At 63.1% G+C, this 16,624-nt stretch carries 16 protein-coding genes; 8 read left to right on the forward strand and 8 right to left on the reverse strand.

All coding sequences use genetic code 11. The features are described 5' to 3' along the window. Positions 1–16: 16 nt before the first annotated feature. Positions 17–1,186, reverse strand: coding sequence for a trans-sulfuration enzyme family protein (locus ACP8LP_RS02070; protein ID WP_484483254.1), 1,170 nt, complete (start codon positions 1,184–1,186; stop codon positions 17–19). A 149-nt stretch (positions 1,187–1,335) separates the two neighbouring features. Here ACP8LP_RS02070 and ACP8LP_RS02075 point away from each other — a divergent pair, with 149 nt between their 5' ends. The 8 genes from ACP8LP_RS02075 to ACP8LP_RS02110 are packed head-to-tail and all read left to right on the forward strand — an operon-like array spanning position 1,336 to position 5,233. Next, complete coding sequence (locus ACP8LP_RS02075) at positions 1,336–1,854, forward strand: Asp23/Gls24 family envelope stress response protein (protein WP_138237640.1); 519 nt, start codon at positions 1,336–1,338, stop codon at positions 1,852–1,854. Positions 1,855–1,865: 11 nt separating this feature from the next. Next, a complete protein-coding gene (locus tag ACP8LP_RS02080) occupies positions 1,866–2,051 on the forward strand; it encodes a DUF2273 domain-containing protein (protein WP_004810640.1) in 186 nt (61 codons plus the stop codon). Next, positions 2,051–2,464: an Asp23/Gls24 family envelope stress response protein gene (locus tag ACP8LP_RS02085; RefSeq protein WP_065674313.1), complete on the forward strand. Its 414-nt coding sequence runs from the start codon at positions 2,051–2,053 to the stop codon at positions 2,462–2,464. Before ACP8LP_RS02080 ends, ACP8LP_RS02085 begins: the two co-directional genes overlap by 1 nt. 1 nt (position 2,465) lies before the next feature. Beyond that, entirely contained in the window at positions 2,466–3,020 is a 555-nt protein-coding gene (locus tag ACP8LP_RS02090; protein ID WP_065674314.1) for a DUF6286 domain-containing protein, read from the forward strand. Continuing rightward, on the forward strand, positions 3,017–3,733 hold the full coding sequence (gene amaP / locus ACP8LP_RS02095) for an alkaline shock response membrane anchor protein AmaP (protein ID WP_279186763.1): 717 nt from the start codon (positions 3,017–3,019) through the stop codon (positions 3,731–3,733). The genes ACP8LP_RS02090 and amaP overlap by 4 nt, the downstream gene beginning before the upstream one ends. Positions 3,734–3,793: 60 nt before the next feature. After that, positions 3,794–4,369, forward strand: coding sequence for an RNA polymerase sigma factor (locus ACP8LP_RS02100; protein WP_279186762.1), 576 nt, complete (start codon positions 3,794–3,796; stop codon positions 4,367–4,369). After that, on the forward strand, positions 4,360–4,884 hold the full coding sequence (locus tag ACP8LP_RS02105) for an Asp23/Gls24 family envelope stress response protein (protein WP_279186761.1): 525 nt from the start codon (positions 4,360–4,362) through the stop codon (positions 4,882–4,884). Before ACP8LP_RS02100 ends, ACP8LP_RS02105 begins: the two co-directional genes overlap by 10 nt. After that, positions 4,877–5,233, forward strand: coding sequence for a hypothetical protein (locus tag ACP8LP_RS02110; protein WP_279186760.1), 357 nt, complete (start codon positions 4,877–4,879; stop codon positions 5,231–5,233). The genes ACP8LP_RS02105 and ACP8LP_RS02110 overlap by 8 nt, the downstream gene beginning before the upstream one ends. A 333-nt stretch (positions 5,234–5,566) precedes the next feature. On the opposite strand, the gene ACP8LP_RS02115 is transcribed toward ACP8LP_RS02110, so the two are convergent. Genes ACP8LP_RS02115 through ACP8LP_RS02145 form a run of 7 tightly spaced genes read right to left on the reverse strand, consistent with a single transcriptional unit; the run spans position 5,567 to position 16,545 of the window. Further along, entirely contained in the window at positions 5,567–6,670 is a 1,104-nt protein-coding gene (locus ACP8LP_RS02115; RefSeq protein WP_484483255.1) for a hypothetical protein, read from the reverse strand. 50 nt (positions 6,671–6,720) lie between these two features. After that, complete coding sequence (locus ACP8LP_RS02120) at positions 6,721–9,882, reverse strand: type I restriction endonuclease subunit R (RefSeq protein WP_484483256.1); 3,162 nt, start codon at positions 9,880–9,882, stop codon at positions 6,721–6,723. After that, a complete protein-coding gene (locus ACP8LP_RS02125; protein WP_016667008.1) occupies positions 9,879–11,036 on the reverse strand; it encodes a helix-turn-helix domain-containing protein in 1,158 nt (385 codons plus the stop codon). The genes ACP8LP_RS02120 and ACP8LP_RS02125 overlap by 4 nt, the downstream gene beginning before the upstream one ends. After that, complete coding sequence (locus tag ACP8LP_RS02130) at positions 11,033–11,725, reverse strand: hypothetical protein (protein ID WP_484483257.1); 693 nt, start codon at positions 11,723–11,725, stop codon at positions 11,033–11,035. The genes ACP8LP_RS02125 and ACP8LP_RS02130 overlap by 4 nt, the downstream gene beginning before the upstream one ends. A gap of 55 nt (positions 11,726–11,780) precedes the next feature. Beyond that, entirely contained in the window at positions 11,781–12,953 is a 1,173-nt protein-coding gene (locus tag ACP8LP_RS02135) for a restriction endonuclease subunit S (protein WP_484483258.1), read from the reverse strand. Further along, the gene (locus ACP8LP_RS02140) at positions 12,953–14,647 is read right to left on the reverse strand and encodes a class I SAM-dependent DNA methyltransferase (RefSeq protein ID WP_063279373.1); all 1,695 of its coding nucleotides are present in this window, start codon (positions 14,645–14,647) and stop codon (positions 12,953–12,955) included. The genes ACP8LP_RS02135 and ACP8LP_RS02140 overlap by 1 nt, the downstream gene beginning before the upstream one ends. Beyond that, complete coding sequence (locus ACP8LP_RS02145) at positions 14,647–16,545, reverse strand: hypothetical protein (protein WP_221268775.1); 1,899 nt, start codon at positions 16,543–16,545, stop codon at positions 14,647–14,649. Before ACP8LP_RS02145 ends, ACP8LP_RS02140 begins: the two co-directional genes overlap by 1 nt. Positions 16,546–16,624: the final 79 nt, after the last annotated feature.

Raw genomic sequence — 16,624 nt, forward strand, 5'->3', positions numbered from 1 at the left:
TTGGGTACGCGAGGACTCAGACGGCAGCGGCTCGGTCGAGAGCCTCGTTCAGGCAGGTGGCGAGGTCATCGACGGGGTCGATTCCTGGACTCATCCGGATCATGGAGTCATTGACCCCAGCGGCGTCCCGGGCCTCCTGGCTCATGGCTGCATGGGTCATCGTCGCAGGATGGCAGACCAGGGATTCCACACCTCCCAGGGACTCGGCGAGGATGAACCCTTCCACTCCGGTCATGAATGCCTCGACAGCGGGTAGCCCGCCGGCCAGTTCAAAGCTGAGCAGGGATCCGAAGTCCTTCTGCTGACGAGCGGCCAGGTCGTGACCGGGGTGATCGGGCAGTCCAGGCCAGTGCACCGTCGCGACGGCAGCGTGGGAGGAGAGGATTTCGACCATCCGGGCAGCGTTGGTGCAGTGGGCCTTCATCCTCACCCTGAGGGTGCGCAGGCCACGCAGCGTCAGCCAGGAATCCAGCGGAGATGCCGTCACCCCTAGCATGTTGGCGTGGAAGGCCATCAGGTCGACATCCTCCGGGACAGCGGCGACGACGGAGCCGCCGATGACATCGGAGTGGCCGTTGAGGAACTTGGTATCGGAAGCGATGACGAGGTCTGCGCCGAGATTCAGCGGCTGTTGCAGGATCGGCGAGCAGAAGGTGTTGTCGACGGCCACGACAGTGCGCTCACCCTTCGAGGAATGAGCCAGCTCAGCCGCGGCAGCGATGTCGGTGATGCGGAGCAGTGGGTTGGACGGGGTCTCCACCAGGAGTAGGTCGGTGGGGGATTCCAGGGCGGTGCGCAGGGCGTCAAGGTCGGTCTCGTCGACCCAGTCGACCGTCAGACGTCCGGCGGTGGCCCAGGTGTCGAGGATGCGCCAGGTACCGCCGTAACAATCGTGCGGCGCGATGACGTGGCCGCCAATCGGCACGAAGGCTTGCAGCACGACCATGATGGCCGACATTCCCGACGAGGTGACGACCGCCCCCGTGCCAGCCTCGAGGGTCGTGAGGGCGTCGGCAAGCAGGGCTCGGGTGGGGTTGCCTCCGCGGCCGTAGTCGAAGGTTGGGCGCTCCCCGAAGGTGTCGTAGAAGTAGTTCGAGGAGAGGAAGGCGGGAGGAGTGACGCTGGAGTGGGCGTGATCCGAACACAGCCCGGTCGTCAATCCCTGCATGGTGGTGGACGTCGGCATGGTCCCTCCTGTCATCGGGTGGTTTCGAGGGTAGCCGAGGACGCGCAGGATATTTTTTTCGCCCAATTCTCGGATTCGGCGTGACGATTCGGTTCGCTGAACATCTGAACATGTGAAAGTCGCCACAGATCGAATGGAGATGAGCCGACATGGCTGACAACAAGACTGCTTCCGCCAAGACTGACGAGACCAAGGCCGAGAATCTTCCGGACACCACCAAGGAGGCCGTGGCCCCGTCGCCGCTTCACACCGACCACGGCTCGACCCTTATTGCCGAGCAGGTCGTCCAGAAGATCGCCGGTATTGCGTGCCGCGAGGTTCCTGGCGTTCACGCCATGGGCTCCACCGGACGTCGCATGCTGAGCTCCATCACTGACCGCATCCCGGGCTCCACCACCAACGTCTCTAATGGCGTTCAGGTTGAGAAGGGTGAGCGTCAGTGCGCCATCGATCTCTCCGTCGTCATCGATTACGGCTACTCGGTCGTCGAGGTCGCCAACAAGCTTCGCGAGACCATCATTGACGCTGTTGAGTATGGCACCGGCCTCGAGGTCGTCGAGGTCAACGTCCAGGTCACCGATGTGTACATCCAGGGTGAGGACGAGGGCGAGGACGACGACCAGCCGACCCAGGGTGCCCCTCAGCGTAAGAACACCGAGCTCTCCTGAAAGGCCGCAGTATGAATGCATCGCGCATCGGAGCACTCGTCGGTCTGTTGCTGGGCGTCATCGCGGTCTGCGTTGGCGTGTGGCAGGCCATCGTCGTGCTGGTACTGGGCCTGCTCGGCCTGATCGTGGGGCGGATCATTGACGGTCAGCTCGACGTGCACGACATCTTCGGCAAGCCAAGTCAGCGGAACCGTTGATGTCTGTCGGCACCACCCGCGTACGTTCTGTGCCGTCGCTGGCGGTCCACAACCGTGAGAAGGCCAGCCGTGGAGCCTTGACGGTGTCCACGGCGGTTGTCGAGAAGGTGGCTGCCCGCGTGGCGGCCCAGAGTGAGGGTTTTGGGGCTCCCACCTCGTCGTTGTTCGGATCGGGGTCGCGTGCCGACTTCGACCGAGGCCCGAAGGTGGGTGCGGTTCTCACCGGTCGTACTGCTGATCTCGAGGTGGAAGTTGCCATCAGCTATCCCGCCCCCATCCAGGCTCAGTGCGACGACCTGAGAGCCCGTTTGACCGAACAGGTTCCGAAACTGTCCGGGGTTGAGATCGGCACCATCGACATTCTGGTGAGCCGAGTTGTCAACAAGGCATCGACGACGAAGGAGCTGAACTGAGATGAGTCATCAATACATGTCTCCGCCACTCGTTCGTCGTCCCTCTCGGACGACCCCAGTGACGATCCTCGGTCTCCTGCTGGTGGCAGCCGGAGTGGTGGCCATCATCGCTGCCATTCACCGTCTCCAGCACGGATCCTTGCCACAGTGGTTGGGCTGGGGCCGTGGTCACATGACCACCGCCTCATGGCTCAACGACACCGCGCTGACGGTTGCCATCGTCATCGGCGTCATCGCCCTGATGCTGGTGATCTGGGCTTTCAAGCCGGGACGCACTTCTGGTGTTTTCCTCAAGCCGGCTGAAGGTGCCCCGGACGACCGCGAGATCGTCATGGACAACTCCGACCTGACGGGCTGGCTTTCTCGTTGGCTTGACGAGGAGGACGGTGTCGCATCTTCGTCAGTGAAGCGTCGCGGCAACGCGCTCAAGATCGACGTCGAGACCGACGTCAATGATCCTGAGGTGATGCGGGAACAACTCACCAGGAGGATTGCTGATCGCGTCGACTCGCTTGGCCTGGAACAGTCCCCGAACGTGAAAGTGAGGTTGCGATGAGGGGCCGCGCAAACAGAACACGACTTGCCGTCGTCGGGATCATCTTGTTGCTGGTGGTCGCGTGGTTCATGCTGGTGCGGTTCAACGTCGCCTCGTCGTGGGGATGGTGGCAACCGCAACCTGACGCGCCCATTGCCGACGTGCCGAAGGCATGGCGCACGGACCACGCCTCCTGGGCCCTGCTCATCGTGGGCGTCCTGGCTGCCGTGATTGGGCTGATCTGGCTGCTTCGGCAGTTCTCGTCGAGCAATCGCGCTCACAGCTACAGCATCAGCCACGAGACGAACCATGGATCCACGGTTCTGTCCACCGATGCTCTGGGACGAGCCATCGAGGAGCAGATCGAGGAATTCCCCGGGGTGAGCAGTGCCAATGTCAGATTCTTCGGAGCCCGTGTTGCTCCCGAGATGATGGTTCAGATCGACCTTGACGACCGTGCTGACGTGCGAAAGCTCGTCAATTGGCTGGAGTCCGAGGTGGCTCGTGACGTCGAGACCGCTCTGGATGCCAAGCTGGTGCGGTTCGCAACGAAATTGCGGACGGGGGCACACGTCACCGGAATGGGTGTGAGTCACGTCGGCGTGACCGAAGTGTCCAATGTCGACGAGTCCGGAGACAACCTCCCCGCCAATCCGATGCCCAAGCCCACCTTCCTCAACGAGAAGTCCGAACGGGCCAAGCCGCGTACACGTGACGGAAAGGTGCTCGCCTGAGCTGCGCGCTAGCGGTCGAGGACTCAGTAGTTGTCCTCGACCGCTGCTAGCGTCGAATCCATGGTCAGCGGGGTCGAAGGTGACGACGGCGACGAGATCGTTTTTGCGGACATAAGTGCTGCTCAGGACGGAGATGCTGCGGCATACGCTCGCGTTGTTGAGTCATGGGGCGGGCCGCTCCTGAGGTTCTGTCACAACCACTTGCCGGCCACGATTGACGCGGAGGACGTCGTCCAGGACGTTTTGCTGACCGCCTGGCAGAAGCTGCCCGATCTCGACGATGGGTCCCGGTTCAGGGCGTGGATGTACACCATTGCTCGGAATCGTTGCCGGGAAGTCATCCGGACCGCCGGGCGACGCGCAACCGATCCGGTGGCACCGGAAGAAGTTCCGGTGAGGATCGACACCCTTCAGGACCCAGCAAGGGCACACACCAGGGATGCCGCGATGAAGGCGTTGAGGAAGAGTGTTGTCCGGCTGCCGGACAACCAGAGGCGTATCTGGGCCATGGCTCAGATCGACGGTCTCGGATACGCCGAGATTGCTGAGATTGAAGAATTACCGGTGTCCACCGTCCGTGGCCGTTTGGCCCGGGCGAGGGCCACCATTGCGGAGGAGATGGAACCATGGAGGTGAATCTCGCGTGTGGCGCGGACATGAACCACGTCTGGGACAACGCGACACAGCCTCCCACCGAGCACGAGGTCGAGTGCCCAGCCTGCCAGGCGGTGCGCACCGTGGCCGTTCGTGCCGGTCAACTGCGTGACGACACGGTTGCCCAGGACGCCCAGACCAGGGTTGTCGTCGATTCACCGAAACTGTCGTCGGTGTGGAGGTCCTACAGCGCTGATCTCTCGCCGCGTCATTGCATCGTCAGTGACGACGATGGCGACATCGAGGTCAGAGAGACCGTGCTGACCACCATCGTGCGCGAGACCCTGGCTGATTGCGAGGATGGCAGGTTGAGCCGAGTTCGTTTCTCGGTGCCTCATGCCCCGTTGAGATTGCGCATTGATCTGTCGGTTGCGCACGGTGTTCGTATCCCAGAGTGTGCCGACCGGGTGCGTCAGAGGGTGTCGTCGGAAATGTATCGGCAGCTGGGCGGACGTCCGGAAGCCATTGACATCAGTGTGGGGGATATCCATGCCTGATCTTGAAAATGACGTTGTCGTCTCCGGGACTGTCCTGACGGGCGACGACACCAGTGATGATCTGGAAGGGGTCATCGTCACCACTGTTCTCAACACCCCCGGCGTGACTCGACTCGTCCGGCCGTGGTGGCGTCGGGTCGGCACATCCGACGATCGCTGCGCAATCCGAGTGAGTGAGGAGGATGGGCATACCGACGTGGGAATTGAGGTCACTGTCGATCTGACGGTGCCTATCGTGCGGCTCACCCAAGATCTTCGTCACCGGGTTGCCACGGCCATAACCGCTTCCGGACGCATCCCGGGGAAGATCGACGTCACCGTCTCCAAGGTTGAGCGCAAGGACGGGTGACGGCGGGCTGAACCGGCCCTACGCCCTGGATTATGAAGCGTCGCTTTGGCTCCTAAGAGAGACGCGGTAGCCATGGTTTCAAACTGGTGGCGAAGAGCAAATACCCATGAGCCAGGACTACCACCTGCTCACGGACCCGCTGCGCCTGGCGCTGCCGACCAGACACGACGTTGCGTGACTACGGCGACCAGCTGGTGAGGGGGCGCGTGAAACTTCCGCTGAAGCGCATCCTGGCCGTCGAACTGCAGTGAATTCGTTGCGATTATCCGAGCGGATGATGAGAGACTCGGCCGGTAAGGTTCACTGGTACGAAAACAAGCAGGAAGCTTTCATTTACTGTGTGTGATGCGATGAAGGTAAGATATCTCTTAGTTCGGGTGGGATGTACTGGATTGACTCCCTGAGGCGGGGCAAGTAGTCGCGCAAATGACTCGAATATAAGATTTCCGACACGGAAAGTTTGCGCTTGACTTTTGCGTCCTCGCGTCGGGACTGCAGACTACAGTTCATGCAGTAGAAGAGTGGAAATGGTTTGGCTTCGCTGCGGTTGGGCTCGGGGGAATCCTTGCCGCAACGAGGACACCGATAAAAAGCTATCCAGTATTCCACCCCTTCGTTCTCTCTGATGTTGGGAATGTTTGACCGGGAAGTTTCGCGAACTACGATCCCTATCGCCTCGAAGAGGCGTTTCTGGGCTTGGCGCAGTTTCTTGAGGGTCTCCGGGATCTCCTCGGCAGCTGGTTTTGAGAAGGTGATCCCGTTGACGGGGAGGGCCTCTCCCAAGCCTGTTCGGTAGGAGCTGCCAAGGGGCCGGTGGTGGATAATCTGATCCCGGATCTTCGTGACTTCGCGGACAGGGTAGTCGCGAACGAGGCGCTTGACGTCATCCAACCATGTTCCTCGCGCAAACTTCTTGTCGGTCTTGCTGAAGAACCTGTCTGCTCGAGCTCCAACCTGTACGTAGTCGAGCTCCTGGCGACGGCGTCGAATATCACGGACTGCCTGTTGTATCTCGCGTGGTGTGTATTGGACCTTGGTCCCGGTGGGGCCTGGAATGAATTCCACGTCGTAGGAAGAGAGGCCGAGTATGGCGTTGTAGTCCGCCTTGGTTGCTGCGACTTCTTCCTGGAGCGACAGGATATAGGTGAGCATCTGGAAGAGATATTCCCACGCACAACAATGGCGCGTGATGGCAGATTCAAGGAGGTAATACTGTTGATCTATAGGGGCATTTTTTGAGCGGCACCACTCCAGCTCTGCCATGCTGATGGCAAGCTGATGATTCGCATATTTGCAGACGAGGTCGTGCAGTGAATGATATGTGACGGCGAGCGCGAAATCCAGCTGCATGCCATCGTCGGTGCAGTCATAACGTTTCATGTTCTTTCCGAGAAACTTCTGGAATCTCCCGTCGCGCTCCACGGTAAGCCATTCCATGGATTCAGTATCGGTTCGCGGCTGTGTCGGGCTGAGATATTTTCCGAGTCTCATGCTTGGAAATCCGGTGCGATTGCCTCCATCTGTTCGAGCACCAGTTTTACCGCTTCGGGCTGTTTGCTGGGCGGATACTTGTGCCGGCGCAAAAGGCGTTTCACCGAGCTGCGGAGCTTGGCCTGTACGTCGTCGCGCCTGGTCCAGTCGGTGCGGGAGTCCTTGCGCACGATGGCGAGCAGATCGCGGGCCATGGCTGCCAGCACATCGTCGCCCATGGTCTCCAACGCTCCTGGGTCATTGGCGAGCGCGTCGTAGAAGGCGATCTCCTCGTGGTTGAGCGGCGGGTCGAACTTCGCGCCGCGAGCGTTCTCCTCGCTGATGCTCTTGGCTAGCTCGGCAAGTTCGCTGATCACCTGGGCCGAGGTGAGTTGCTGGTTGGTGTAGCGCAGCATCAGTTCGTTGATGCGCTCGCTGAAGTCGCGGTTGCGCACTAGGTTCTTGCGGGTGGCCTTGTCGGCTTCCTCGACGAGCAGATCGCGCAGGGCCTCGATAGCCAGGTGCGGGTTGGTGGCATCCTTGAACTGCTGCACCATTGCCGGCGTGAGGTTCTGCAGGCTGGGCTTGGGGATGCCTGCGGCCTCATAGATGTCGGTGATGCCGCTGCTGACAGTGGCGTCGGCGACCAGACCGCGCAGCAGTCGCAGGACTTCGTCGGGGACGGGCTGGCCGTTGGCCTCGCGTTCCTTGGCGTCATACTTGGCCATCCAGACCCGCACCTCCTCGTAGAAATTGACGTCGATGCGCTTGTCGTCGAGGGTCTGGCTGCCCGTGGACAGCGCCCACATGCGGGCGAGCCTGGCCGACAGTTTGCGGTAACGATCGGCCAGGGTCTCCTCGCCGTCGTCGACGCGGTTACCCGGTGTGCTGGGCGAGCGGAGGTACTCCACTGCGCCGGCTACGGCGTCGCGTCGGGCGCTTTTGGTTCCGGAGCGGAGCACGCCCATCCAGTCGTAGCCGGACAGTAGCCGGTCAAGGGCATTGAGGAGGTCGCGGGTGGCCCCGGCGGCCTCGTCGACGTCACGACCGACGGGGCGGGTGGTCTTGTCGGTCTCGGTGTACTCGTCGAGTGCCTCGCGCAGGTTCTCGGCCAGGGGTGCGTAACCGACGAGCAGGCCGTCTTGTTTGCCGCGGAAGGTGCGGTTGACCCGGGCGAGGGTCTGCATGAGCAGGGCACCCTTGAGCGGCCGGTCGAGGTAAAGGGTGTGCAGGGGCGGGGCGTCGAAGCCGGTAAGCATCATGTCCTTGACGATCACCAGCTCGATCTCATCATTGACGTCGGTGAGGCGTTTCTTAATTACCTGGTTTTCGGAGTCGCGGCGCACGTGGTTGCGGATCGGCTCCGTGTCGGTGGCATTGCCGGAATAGACGACCTTGATGCGCCCCTTGGTGATGTCGTCGTTGTGCCACTCGGGTCGCAGCCGAGTGATCTCGGTGTAGAGGTTTGCGCAAATCTCGCGGGTTGCGCCGACGATCATCGCCTTGCCGTGCGGGGTGGTCGCGGAGTCGCCGTCGCGTAGGGCGGGCTCGACGGTGGCGCGTCGGGCCTCCCAGTGTGCGACGATGTCGGCGGCCAAGGCGTGCAGGCGCTCGGGGGCGCCGTAGATGGCGTTGATGACCAGCACGGATTTCTCGATGCGGCTGCGTTCGGCGTCGTCGAGGCCTTCGGTGGTCTCGTCAGCGATGCGGTCGAGGTCCTCGGAGGTCATGTCGGGGGTGAGTCCGACGTTGATTAACCGTTGCTCGAAGTAGACGGGCACGGTGGCACCGTCGTCGACGGCTCGGCTGAGGTCGTAGACGTCAATGTATTCGCCGAAGACCGCGCGGGTGTCATGGTCGGCGGTGCTGATGGGGGTGCCGGTGAAGGCAATCAGGGTGGCGTTGGGTAGGGCGTCCTTGAGGTGTCGGGCGTAGCCGTCGAGGTCGTCGTAGTGGCTACGGTGGGCCTCGTCGACCATGACGATGACATTGCGCCGGTCGGTGAGCATGGGGTGGTCGAGGCCGGAGTCACGTTCGGCTGCGGAGCGGCCGAACTTTTGCAGGGTGGTGAAGTAGATGCCGCCAGAAGCGGTGTTGGCGAGCCGTTCGCGCAGCTCGGACCGGCGGGTGACCTGCACGGGCGTCTCGGGTAACAGGGTGGAGCGACGGAAGCCGGCGAACAGCTGTCCGTCGAGCTCAGTGCGATCGGTGATGACGACGATCGTGGGGTTGAGTAGCTCGGGGTGGGTCATCACCAGGTTGGCGTAGAGCTCCATTTCCATGCTCTTGCCGGACCCCTGGGTGTGCCAGACGACGCCGGCCTTGCCGGTGGAGTCGATGGCCTTGAGGGTGGAGTCGACGGCCTTGCGCACGGCGAAGTACTGGTGGGGTTTGGCAATGCGCTTCGTGATGTGGCCGGAGTCCTCGTCGAATGCGGTGAAGTTGAGGACCATGTCGAGGAATCGGCGCAGGTCGAACAAGCCGTAGGTGAGGGTCTCCAGCTCGGGGGTGTTAGGGCCGGTCTCAACGGGGGTGCCGAAGTCGTCCACCTTCCACGGCGAGTAGTGGTTCAGCGGGGTGAACGGCGTGCCGTACTGAGCGCTGATCCCGTCGCTGATGACGGTGGTGACCACGCTGCGGAAGGCGGTGCCGAATTCTGCCAGGTAGGTTCCGATCTGGGCGTGGGCCTTGGCGATGGTGGCATTGGCTGCGCCGGCCTGCTTGAGCTCGACGACGGCCAGCGGCAGACCGTTGACGTAGAGGACGACGTCGAAGCGACGGCTGTTTTGGCCGTGCACGATGCGGACTTGTTGTACCGCATGGAAGGTGTTCTCGTCGGGGTTGGGGCTGACCAGGCGCAGGGTGGGGGTCTGCTCGGCACCTGAGGAGTCGACATAGGCGAGCCCGTGGAAGCCGTGCGCGAGCAGGGCGTGGAAGGCCTTGTTCTCGGCCAGTGCATCCTGGCTCTTCGGGGTGAGCATCTCGGCCTGCGCCTGGGCGAGGAAGGTGTCAGGTACCCTCGGGTTGAGGCGGCGCAGGGCGTGCAGGAAGACGTCGCCCAGCACCAGGTCGTCGAGGCCCTTACGCTGGGACTCGACGGCGGAACCGGTGGTCGGCTCCCAGCCGAGCTCACCGAGCCAGTCAAGCATGGTGGTCTCCCACTCGGATTCCAGGATCATGGGTTGTGCCTTTCATGTGCGGGGGTGGTGCGGGAATGACGCCGGCGTGTAGCCAGATCGATGATGTCGGCTCCGGAATCGGCGGGATTGGTGGGCGGGTCCAAACGGGCCCAGTGACGGACTAGGTGTGGAGGCAGGCCTGTGTAGGTGCCCAGTGCCGGGCCGCCGGTGAGGGTGGCGCGTTTCAGGGCCTGTTTGAGTAGTAGGGGGCGTTCGTCGGCTACGGGGACGGGTTCGATGTCTGGATCCCGCCATCCCAGGGAGGAGAGCTGGATCTGGAGGCTTCGCGCGCGGTTACTGCTGATGATCCCGAGGTTTCGGCAGCGCATGATGATTGCACCGACGCTGACTCCGTAATCGGCCTTGACCGGGAGGTATCCGCGCAGCGTGGTCTGCTCTGTGATGCGGGCAATAACCTGCTGTTTGGGGAGTAGGAACGCTCCGGCGAAGTGGTGGGCGCGTAGTTCGCGGTGGTCTTTGGTACTGGTGATCGGACTGGGCAGGTCCTGGTCCCAGATGTGGTGGGCAGCCTCGTGGGCGAGCGTGAAGCGGGCGACGGCGCCGGGCAGGTTGCTGACCAGGGCGACGAGCGGCCGCTGGTCGTGGCGGGTTGGCAGGCTGATGCCGGACAGGTCGAGGGTTCGTTCGGTGTTTGGGTCGAGGCCGTTGATGACGGCGATGCCCTGGCGTTCGAGGGCTCGTGTGACATTGGGAACAGGGGCGTCGTCGGCAATACCAGCGGCACGTCGTACTTCGAGGGCGACTTGTTCGACGTCGTCGAGGAGATCTTTGTCGTCGGTGAAGACAAAGGGCTTGTAGCCGGTCTGTGTTGAAGCCTGGGTGAAGACCCGGGCTGCTTCGCGGGCAAGGCGGGTGATGCGCTTCTGGTCGAGTGCGGAGGCGCGGGCTTTTTTGCGGAAAGTGGGCACGGCCGCCTCGTGTGCGGGGTCGTTCTGGGTGAAGAAGGCGAGTGGGACGCCGTGCTTCTCGGCCATGGCGGCAGCGAGGTCGAGCGGGAAGCGTTGAATGCCGCTCTCGATCTTGGACAGCTGTGCCGGGGTGGCGCCGACGCTCTCGGCGAGCCGCGTGCGCGACATGCCGAGTAGCTCGGCGAGCGCCCGGATGCGCTGGCCGACGAGATCTTGGTCGGTCACTGTCCTGCGAGCCCTTCGGTGTCGTTTTCGTCGGGGATGTCGAAAATGAAAAGGTCGCTGTCCTCGTCCGAGCCAACGAAGCGAAGACCGTCCTCATTGACGAGGCCACCGCGGGGGATGACAAGGTCGAGGTCACACGGGGTGGCCTTGCCGAATGCGCCGGGGGCGCGGGTGTGGACGATTCGCAGGTCGTATCCGCTCTCCCGGTCTGACGGGTCCTTCCAGGCCCAGATCAGCAGGAAGGTCTCGCCGTGCAGGCCGTCGGTGCGCTTGGCGAGCGTGCCGGCATCGCCGAGCGAGGGTAGGGCGGTTTGCAGGCTGGTGTCGAGCGGTTCATTGCTCCACGCCTCGCGACGGGCAGGGTTGTATCCGGCATGAGGTACGTGGTCAGGCTGGGTGTAGGGCGCCTTGAGGAAGCGCACGGTCATGCCGGTCTCGCTGTCAACGAGCAGCAGCTGGCCCATCTTTCGTGGGTTGCCCTCGACCCGCCAGCCGCCGGGAAGAGGCTCTGCTTCGAGAGAGAGGCGGACGTCTTGGCGGATGTTGAGCGGCCGGATGTGCGGAAAGCGATCCTGGTCGAAACCCTGGGCGCGGGTCTCGGCCTGGATGATGGCACTGGCCATGGCCTCGTCGATCCGCGGGGCGATGAGTTGGACGCGGTTCAGTACGAGGTTGGCTACGGGGCTCATGGGCAACTCCAATCAGAGGATACGAAGAAATTTTTGCATACAAATGAAAGGAGGGCTAGAGAGCCTCGCTGACTGTCTTCTCAGCATCCTTAACGCGCAGCGTTCCGTCCATGAGAGCGGGTAGCAGGGTGTCGCGTAGAGCGGCGAGGGTGGCGGACTCCGACAACGCGCTCGCGACCTGCGCTTCCAGTGGTGCGGTCTTCGCCTCAAGCTCGGTTAGTCCCGCCGATGGAATTCTGACGGGCAGTGCGTGAAGCTGTCGCTTATTGATGGATCCGAAGATGGTTCCGTCACCATTGAAGGGCGCGAAGAGAGTCTGCTGCCCCAACAGCAAGTGAAACAGGGCATTGGGTTGATGCGCTGTGAGGCTGGCCAGCCCACGGCCAATGCAGCATTCCTCTGTTGCCCGATTCAAGGTACCAACGGGTGCGCGAACGCTCATCAGGATGTCGCCCGCGTGCGCCAATCGGCCAGGCTCGGTGGTCCAGACACGCGGTAGTGGGGAACGGATCCCAAAATCCTTCATTCCTTGGTAAAGAACGACGCCTTCGCCGGATTCGTTGTAACTCGTTCCCTTGGGTGAAGACCCCATCGTGATCGTGGCCAGGTCACACAGCTGGGTGGTGGTCGAGTCCGCGAGACACTCATTTGTGAATGCTCGTGCCAAGGCATCGGCTGTGGCGACAAGGGCGCGGTTGGCGGCGATCTTGTCGTCCAGGGCGCCCAGGACCTCCGCGATTGCCTGTTGCTTTGGAAGCGGCGGAAGAACCAGTGGAACTTCACGAAGAATCTGGGTATTCAGGTTCAGCATCGTCGCGCCCACAGCATGACCGCGGACCCACTTGCGAACTTCGTCGGTCTGCAAAAGATAAGCGAGGAACGTGGAGTCTGCGAAGTGTGACTTTGGCACGCGAACTAGCAGGGAACCAGTTCCGCACATGGCTGGTAGATCGGTTTCCAAGACCAAGGCGCACTTCTCCACGTCGCCGCGCCGCGAATACACGATGTCTCCAGCTTGGAGCGTGTGGCGACTGAGGCCTGATGCTCTGCCCGTAGTCACATGGGCGATTGAGGAGTGATCGAGTCTGCCGTTGCGGATATTTTGAGGCATAACGACGGCGACACCGGAATTTGAATAATCGTGCGCGTGAAGTTGGCTACCAAACGGGCCCGTTTGAACAATTCCGCCCGCTTCATCGACCAATTCGCCTAGCGTGGTGGTTCGCATCACAGCCTCCCCAGTTGCTCACGCACAACCGCTTGCAAGCGGTCGGACTCGGCGAACTGTTCCCGGAGTTGCGTAGTGAGGCGGGCGATCTTCTCGTCGAGCGGCTCGTCGTCAGCCTCGGCCTCGGCCATGCCGACATAACGACCCGGGGTCAGCGCGTAGCCGGCCTCCTTGATCTCGGCGAGGCTCACCGAGCGGCAGAAGCCCGGGATGTCGCGGTAGGCTCCGTCCGGGAAAGTGGTCTCGACAGGCTCAGTACCTGTTCCCGTCCCCTCGGCGGACTCAGGAGCCGGGGAGGAAGACTCGGTCGCCGTGGCGTCCTTGGTGCCCAGATCGAGGATCTCCATGCCGCGCCACAGGTGGTAGGCGTCGGCGATCTGCTTGATGTCGGCGTCGCTGAAGGCGCGCTCGGCACGGCTCACCATGTGGCCCAGGCTGCGGGCATCGATAAACAGCACCTCGCCACGGCGGTCCACGGAACCTCCCCGACCGGCCGACTTGTCCTTGGCAAAGAACCAGATGCACACCGGAATCCCGGTGGAGCGAAACAGCTTCTCGGGCAACGCCACCATGCAGCTCACCAGGTCGTTTTCCACCAGCTGGGCGCGGATCTCACCCTCACCGCCCGACTTCGATGTCATCGACCCATTGGCCATCACCACGCCCGCCGTGCCAGTGGGCTTCAACTTCGAGATGATGTGCTGAAGCCAGGCGTAGTTCGCGTTCTTAGCCGGTGGTACGCCGTAGGTCCAGCGGCTGTCCGACTCCACCCGGTTCCAGTCCTTGATGTTGAACGGCGGGTTGGCCATGACGTAGTCCATCTGTACGCCCTGGTGCAGGTCCAGCGAGAAGGTATCGCCCCAGCGCGGCCCCAAGTTGCCGTTCAGGCCGTGAATGGCGAGGTTCATCTTCGCCATCCGCCAGGTGCTCTCCACGTTCTCCTGCCCGTAGACCGACAGCTTCATCGGGTCGTCATCGTGCGCGGCCAGGAACTTCTCCGCCTGCACGAACATGCCGCCCGAACCACAGCACGGGTCGTAGACCCGGCCTTCGCGGGGCTGCAACACCTCGACGATGGTGCGCACAACGCTGGCCGGTGTGTAGAACTCGCCACCCCGGCGTCCCTCCGACAAGGCGAACTTCGCCAGAAAATACTCGTACACCTCCCCCAGCAGATCCCGCGCCCGGCTAGCACCCTGCCCGCTGAACCGCAGCGAGTTCAGCAGGTCCAGCAGTTCTGCCAGCCGACGCTGGTCGACGCTGGAGTTGTTGAAGACCCGCGGCAGCGTGCCCGCCAACGACGGATTGTCTGACATCAACAGGTCCATCGCCTCGTTGAGACGCTGGCCGATCGTCTTGACATCGTTCACCTTCGCCATCTGCACCAGATGGGGCCAGCGGGCATCCTCGTCCACCCAGAAGACGTTCGAGGCGGTGTACTCGTCACGGTCTTCCAGAGTCTCGGCGATTGCCTCGGCGTCATAGCCTTCCTCGGTCAGCTCGGCGGTCAGCGCGCTAGCCCGCGCCGTGAACGCATCCGAGACGTACTTGAGGAAGACCAGCCCCAGCACCACGTCCTTGTACTGAGAAGCATCCATCGAGCCGCGCAGCTTGTCGGCAGCCTTCCACAGGGTGTCCTTCAGCTCCTTGTCGGTGCTGGGTAACAGTGCGTCCTGTTTCTTCCTGGGTGCCATCACTGGCCCTCCTTCTTCTCGGTCGTGGTGAGCGTCACTGCACCACAGGGCACGCAACGCATCACCACGCGGCGGAGCTCGTCCACCACATTCTGTCGGTCCTGCAACTGGCGCTCGCACCGCTCCAGCAAAGCCAGCGTGTCGTCGGTAGCCCTGCGGTCCCGGGCTATGGGGACCTGCCAAGTACGCCACGCACCGCACCCGGCAGGAAGCTCATTGATGACGGCCGCGACGGACCGCGGTGAGATGGGCGCACGGGAATCGAGACGGAGTACCCGCGCTGGATAAGCGACGACTGCGCTACCTTCGTCGTCCACCTGGGCGACCGGCTTCCCGGTCGAGCAGAAGACCACGTCGCCAGGCTGGGTCACCTTCGCCTCGGGGGCCTGCCGGGTCAGCTGCAGCATGTCGACGGGTTGCGGTGCGCGGCGGGCTAACCCGGCAGCGGTCCACAGCCTGGACGACCCTACGGGGAGCGCCTCGACGTTGAGGCGCGTACCGGACACCACCTTCGCCAGCCGCTGCTGGGCCAGCTCACCCAGCACCACCAACGATGGTGTGCGGCCGGTGGCCACCCGCGCCGTGATGCCCTCCATCGGACTCGGCTCGGAAACCGTGAGCCTGGTGAGCAGTTGCTGGATTTTGGCCGCGTCATCACCGGGGGCACTGGGCAGCCCCACCGGCACGGTCTGGCCCAGCGTTACCAGCGACCTGGAGCGCGTTAGGAGGGAGGGGAGTGCCACCGGGTGCAGCAACTCGATGCAGCGGCGACTGTCTTGCTGGGCCACAGCCACCAAATCATCCAATAGCCGCTGGCGTAAGGCGCTGTTCAACGGGGTGCCACTGAGGTCACCGACGAAGGGGCGGGCATCCGCCGTCCCATCCATCAGCCACAACGCCAGATGCCCCCGCGCCCCATCGGCCAAGAGACCCTGGGGGAGTCGCACCACAGCGCGCACCAAGTGGTCACGCAGGACAGCGTCGCGACGGCTCGTGGAGCTGCCCAGCGGGTCGACGAGGATCTGGGCTGGACCAATCACGAGGGCCCGTGTGCCCGGCGCGAGTTGGAGCGAGAGCTGGTCGAGGTCATCTAGTGCTGCGTGCACGTCGGACTCCAAGCGGGCGAGGATGACGCTGCCTTCGGCTAGCTGCCAGTCGTCGTCGAACGAGGGTGTGCGCGCGACGAGGTGGCGCACCGCCAGACGCTGTCGCGCCATCCGATGACCGGCACCCTCGCCGGGCAGGACTAGCCCGACATCCTGGAGGTCCTCGTCGCGCATCAGGTTCACCAGCACGTCGTTGGCGGTCCCGTTAACGTCCACGAGCTCCCCGCCCGGGGACAGCAAGGCCTTGGCGGCTGTGCTAACCAGGGCGACGAAGTCTTCGGCGAGGCGGGGTGTGTTCGCGGTCCGACGCGTCACCTCCTGCACCAGCCGGTCGTGGGCGTCGGAGGTTGTCCAGGCTGCCTCGACTAGCGCGTCAGCCTCATGAGAGAGCCTCTCGACGTCGAGCGCCTCGACCTCCGACCAGAGCCAGTCATCGTCGGGGTCGGCCTCCTCGACGGCATCGAGGAGATCCTCGGTGTCCATGCTCGCCAGCGGGCAGTCGACGATGCTCCGGGCAGCCACCATCGCGGTCAGGGCTTGCATTTCCTTCGTGCCACGGCCCGCGTTGAAGGTGGTTTCGAGGGCGAGGTCGAGTCGGGGCTGGGGATTGTTGCCCCGGCCGGTCCGCTCCAGCCAGTCGAGCACCTCGTCGGCTGCATAGCGGCCCGTGGGGGACGGGGAGGGAAACGGGGCGCCGGCGACAGGGCGCTTGAGCCACATCGTCGCCACGGCGCGCTTGACGTGGCACAGCCGGGCGATCTGCCCCAGAGACAGCGTCTGCTGAGTTGTCATGGTTCCTCCTTCCGCTGCAAGCAGCTTACTGGAGTAGACGCCTTTGATATATGAAGTAGCTGATAAGGAGACTTATCAA

Source organism: Cutibacterium sp. LaCa_89 (assembly GCF_058177555.1).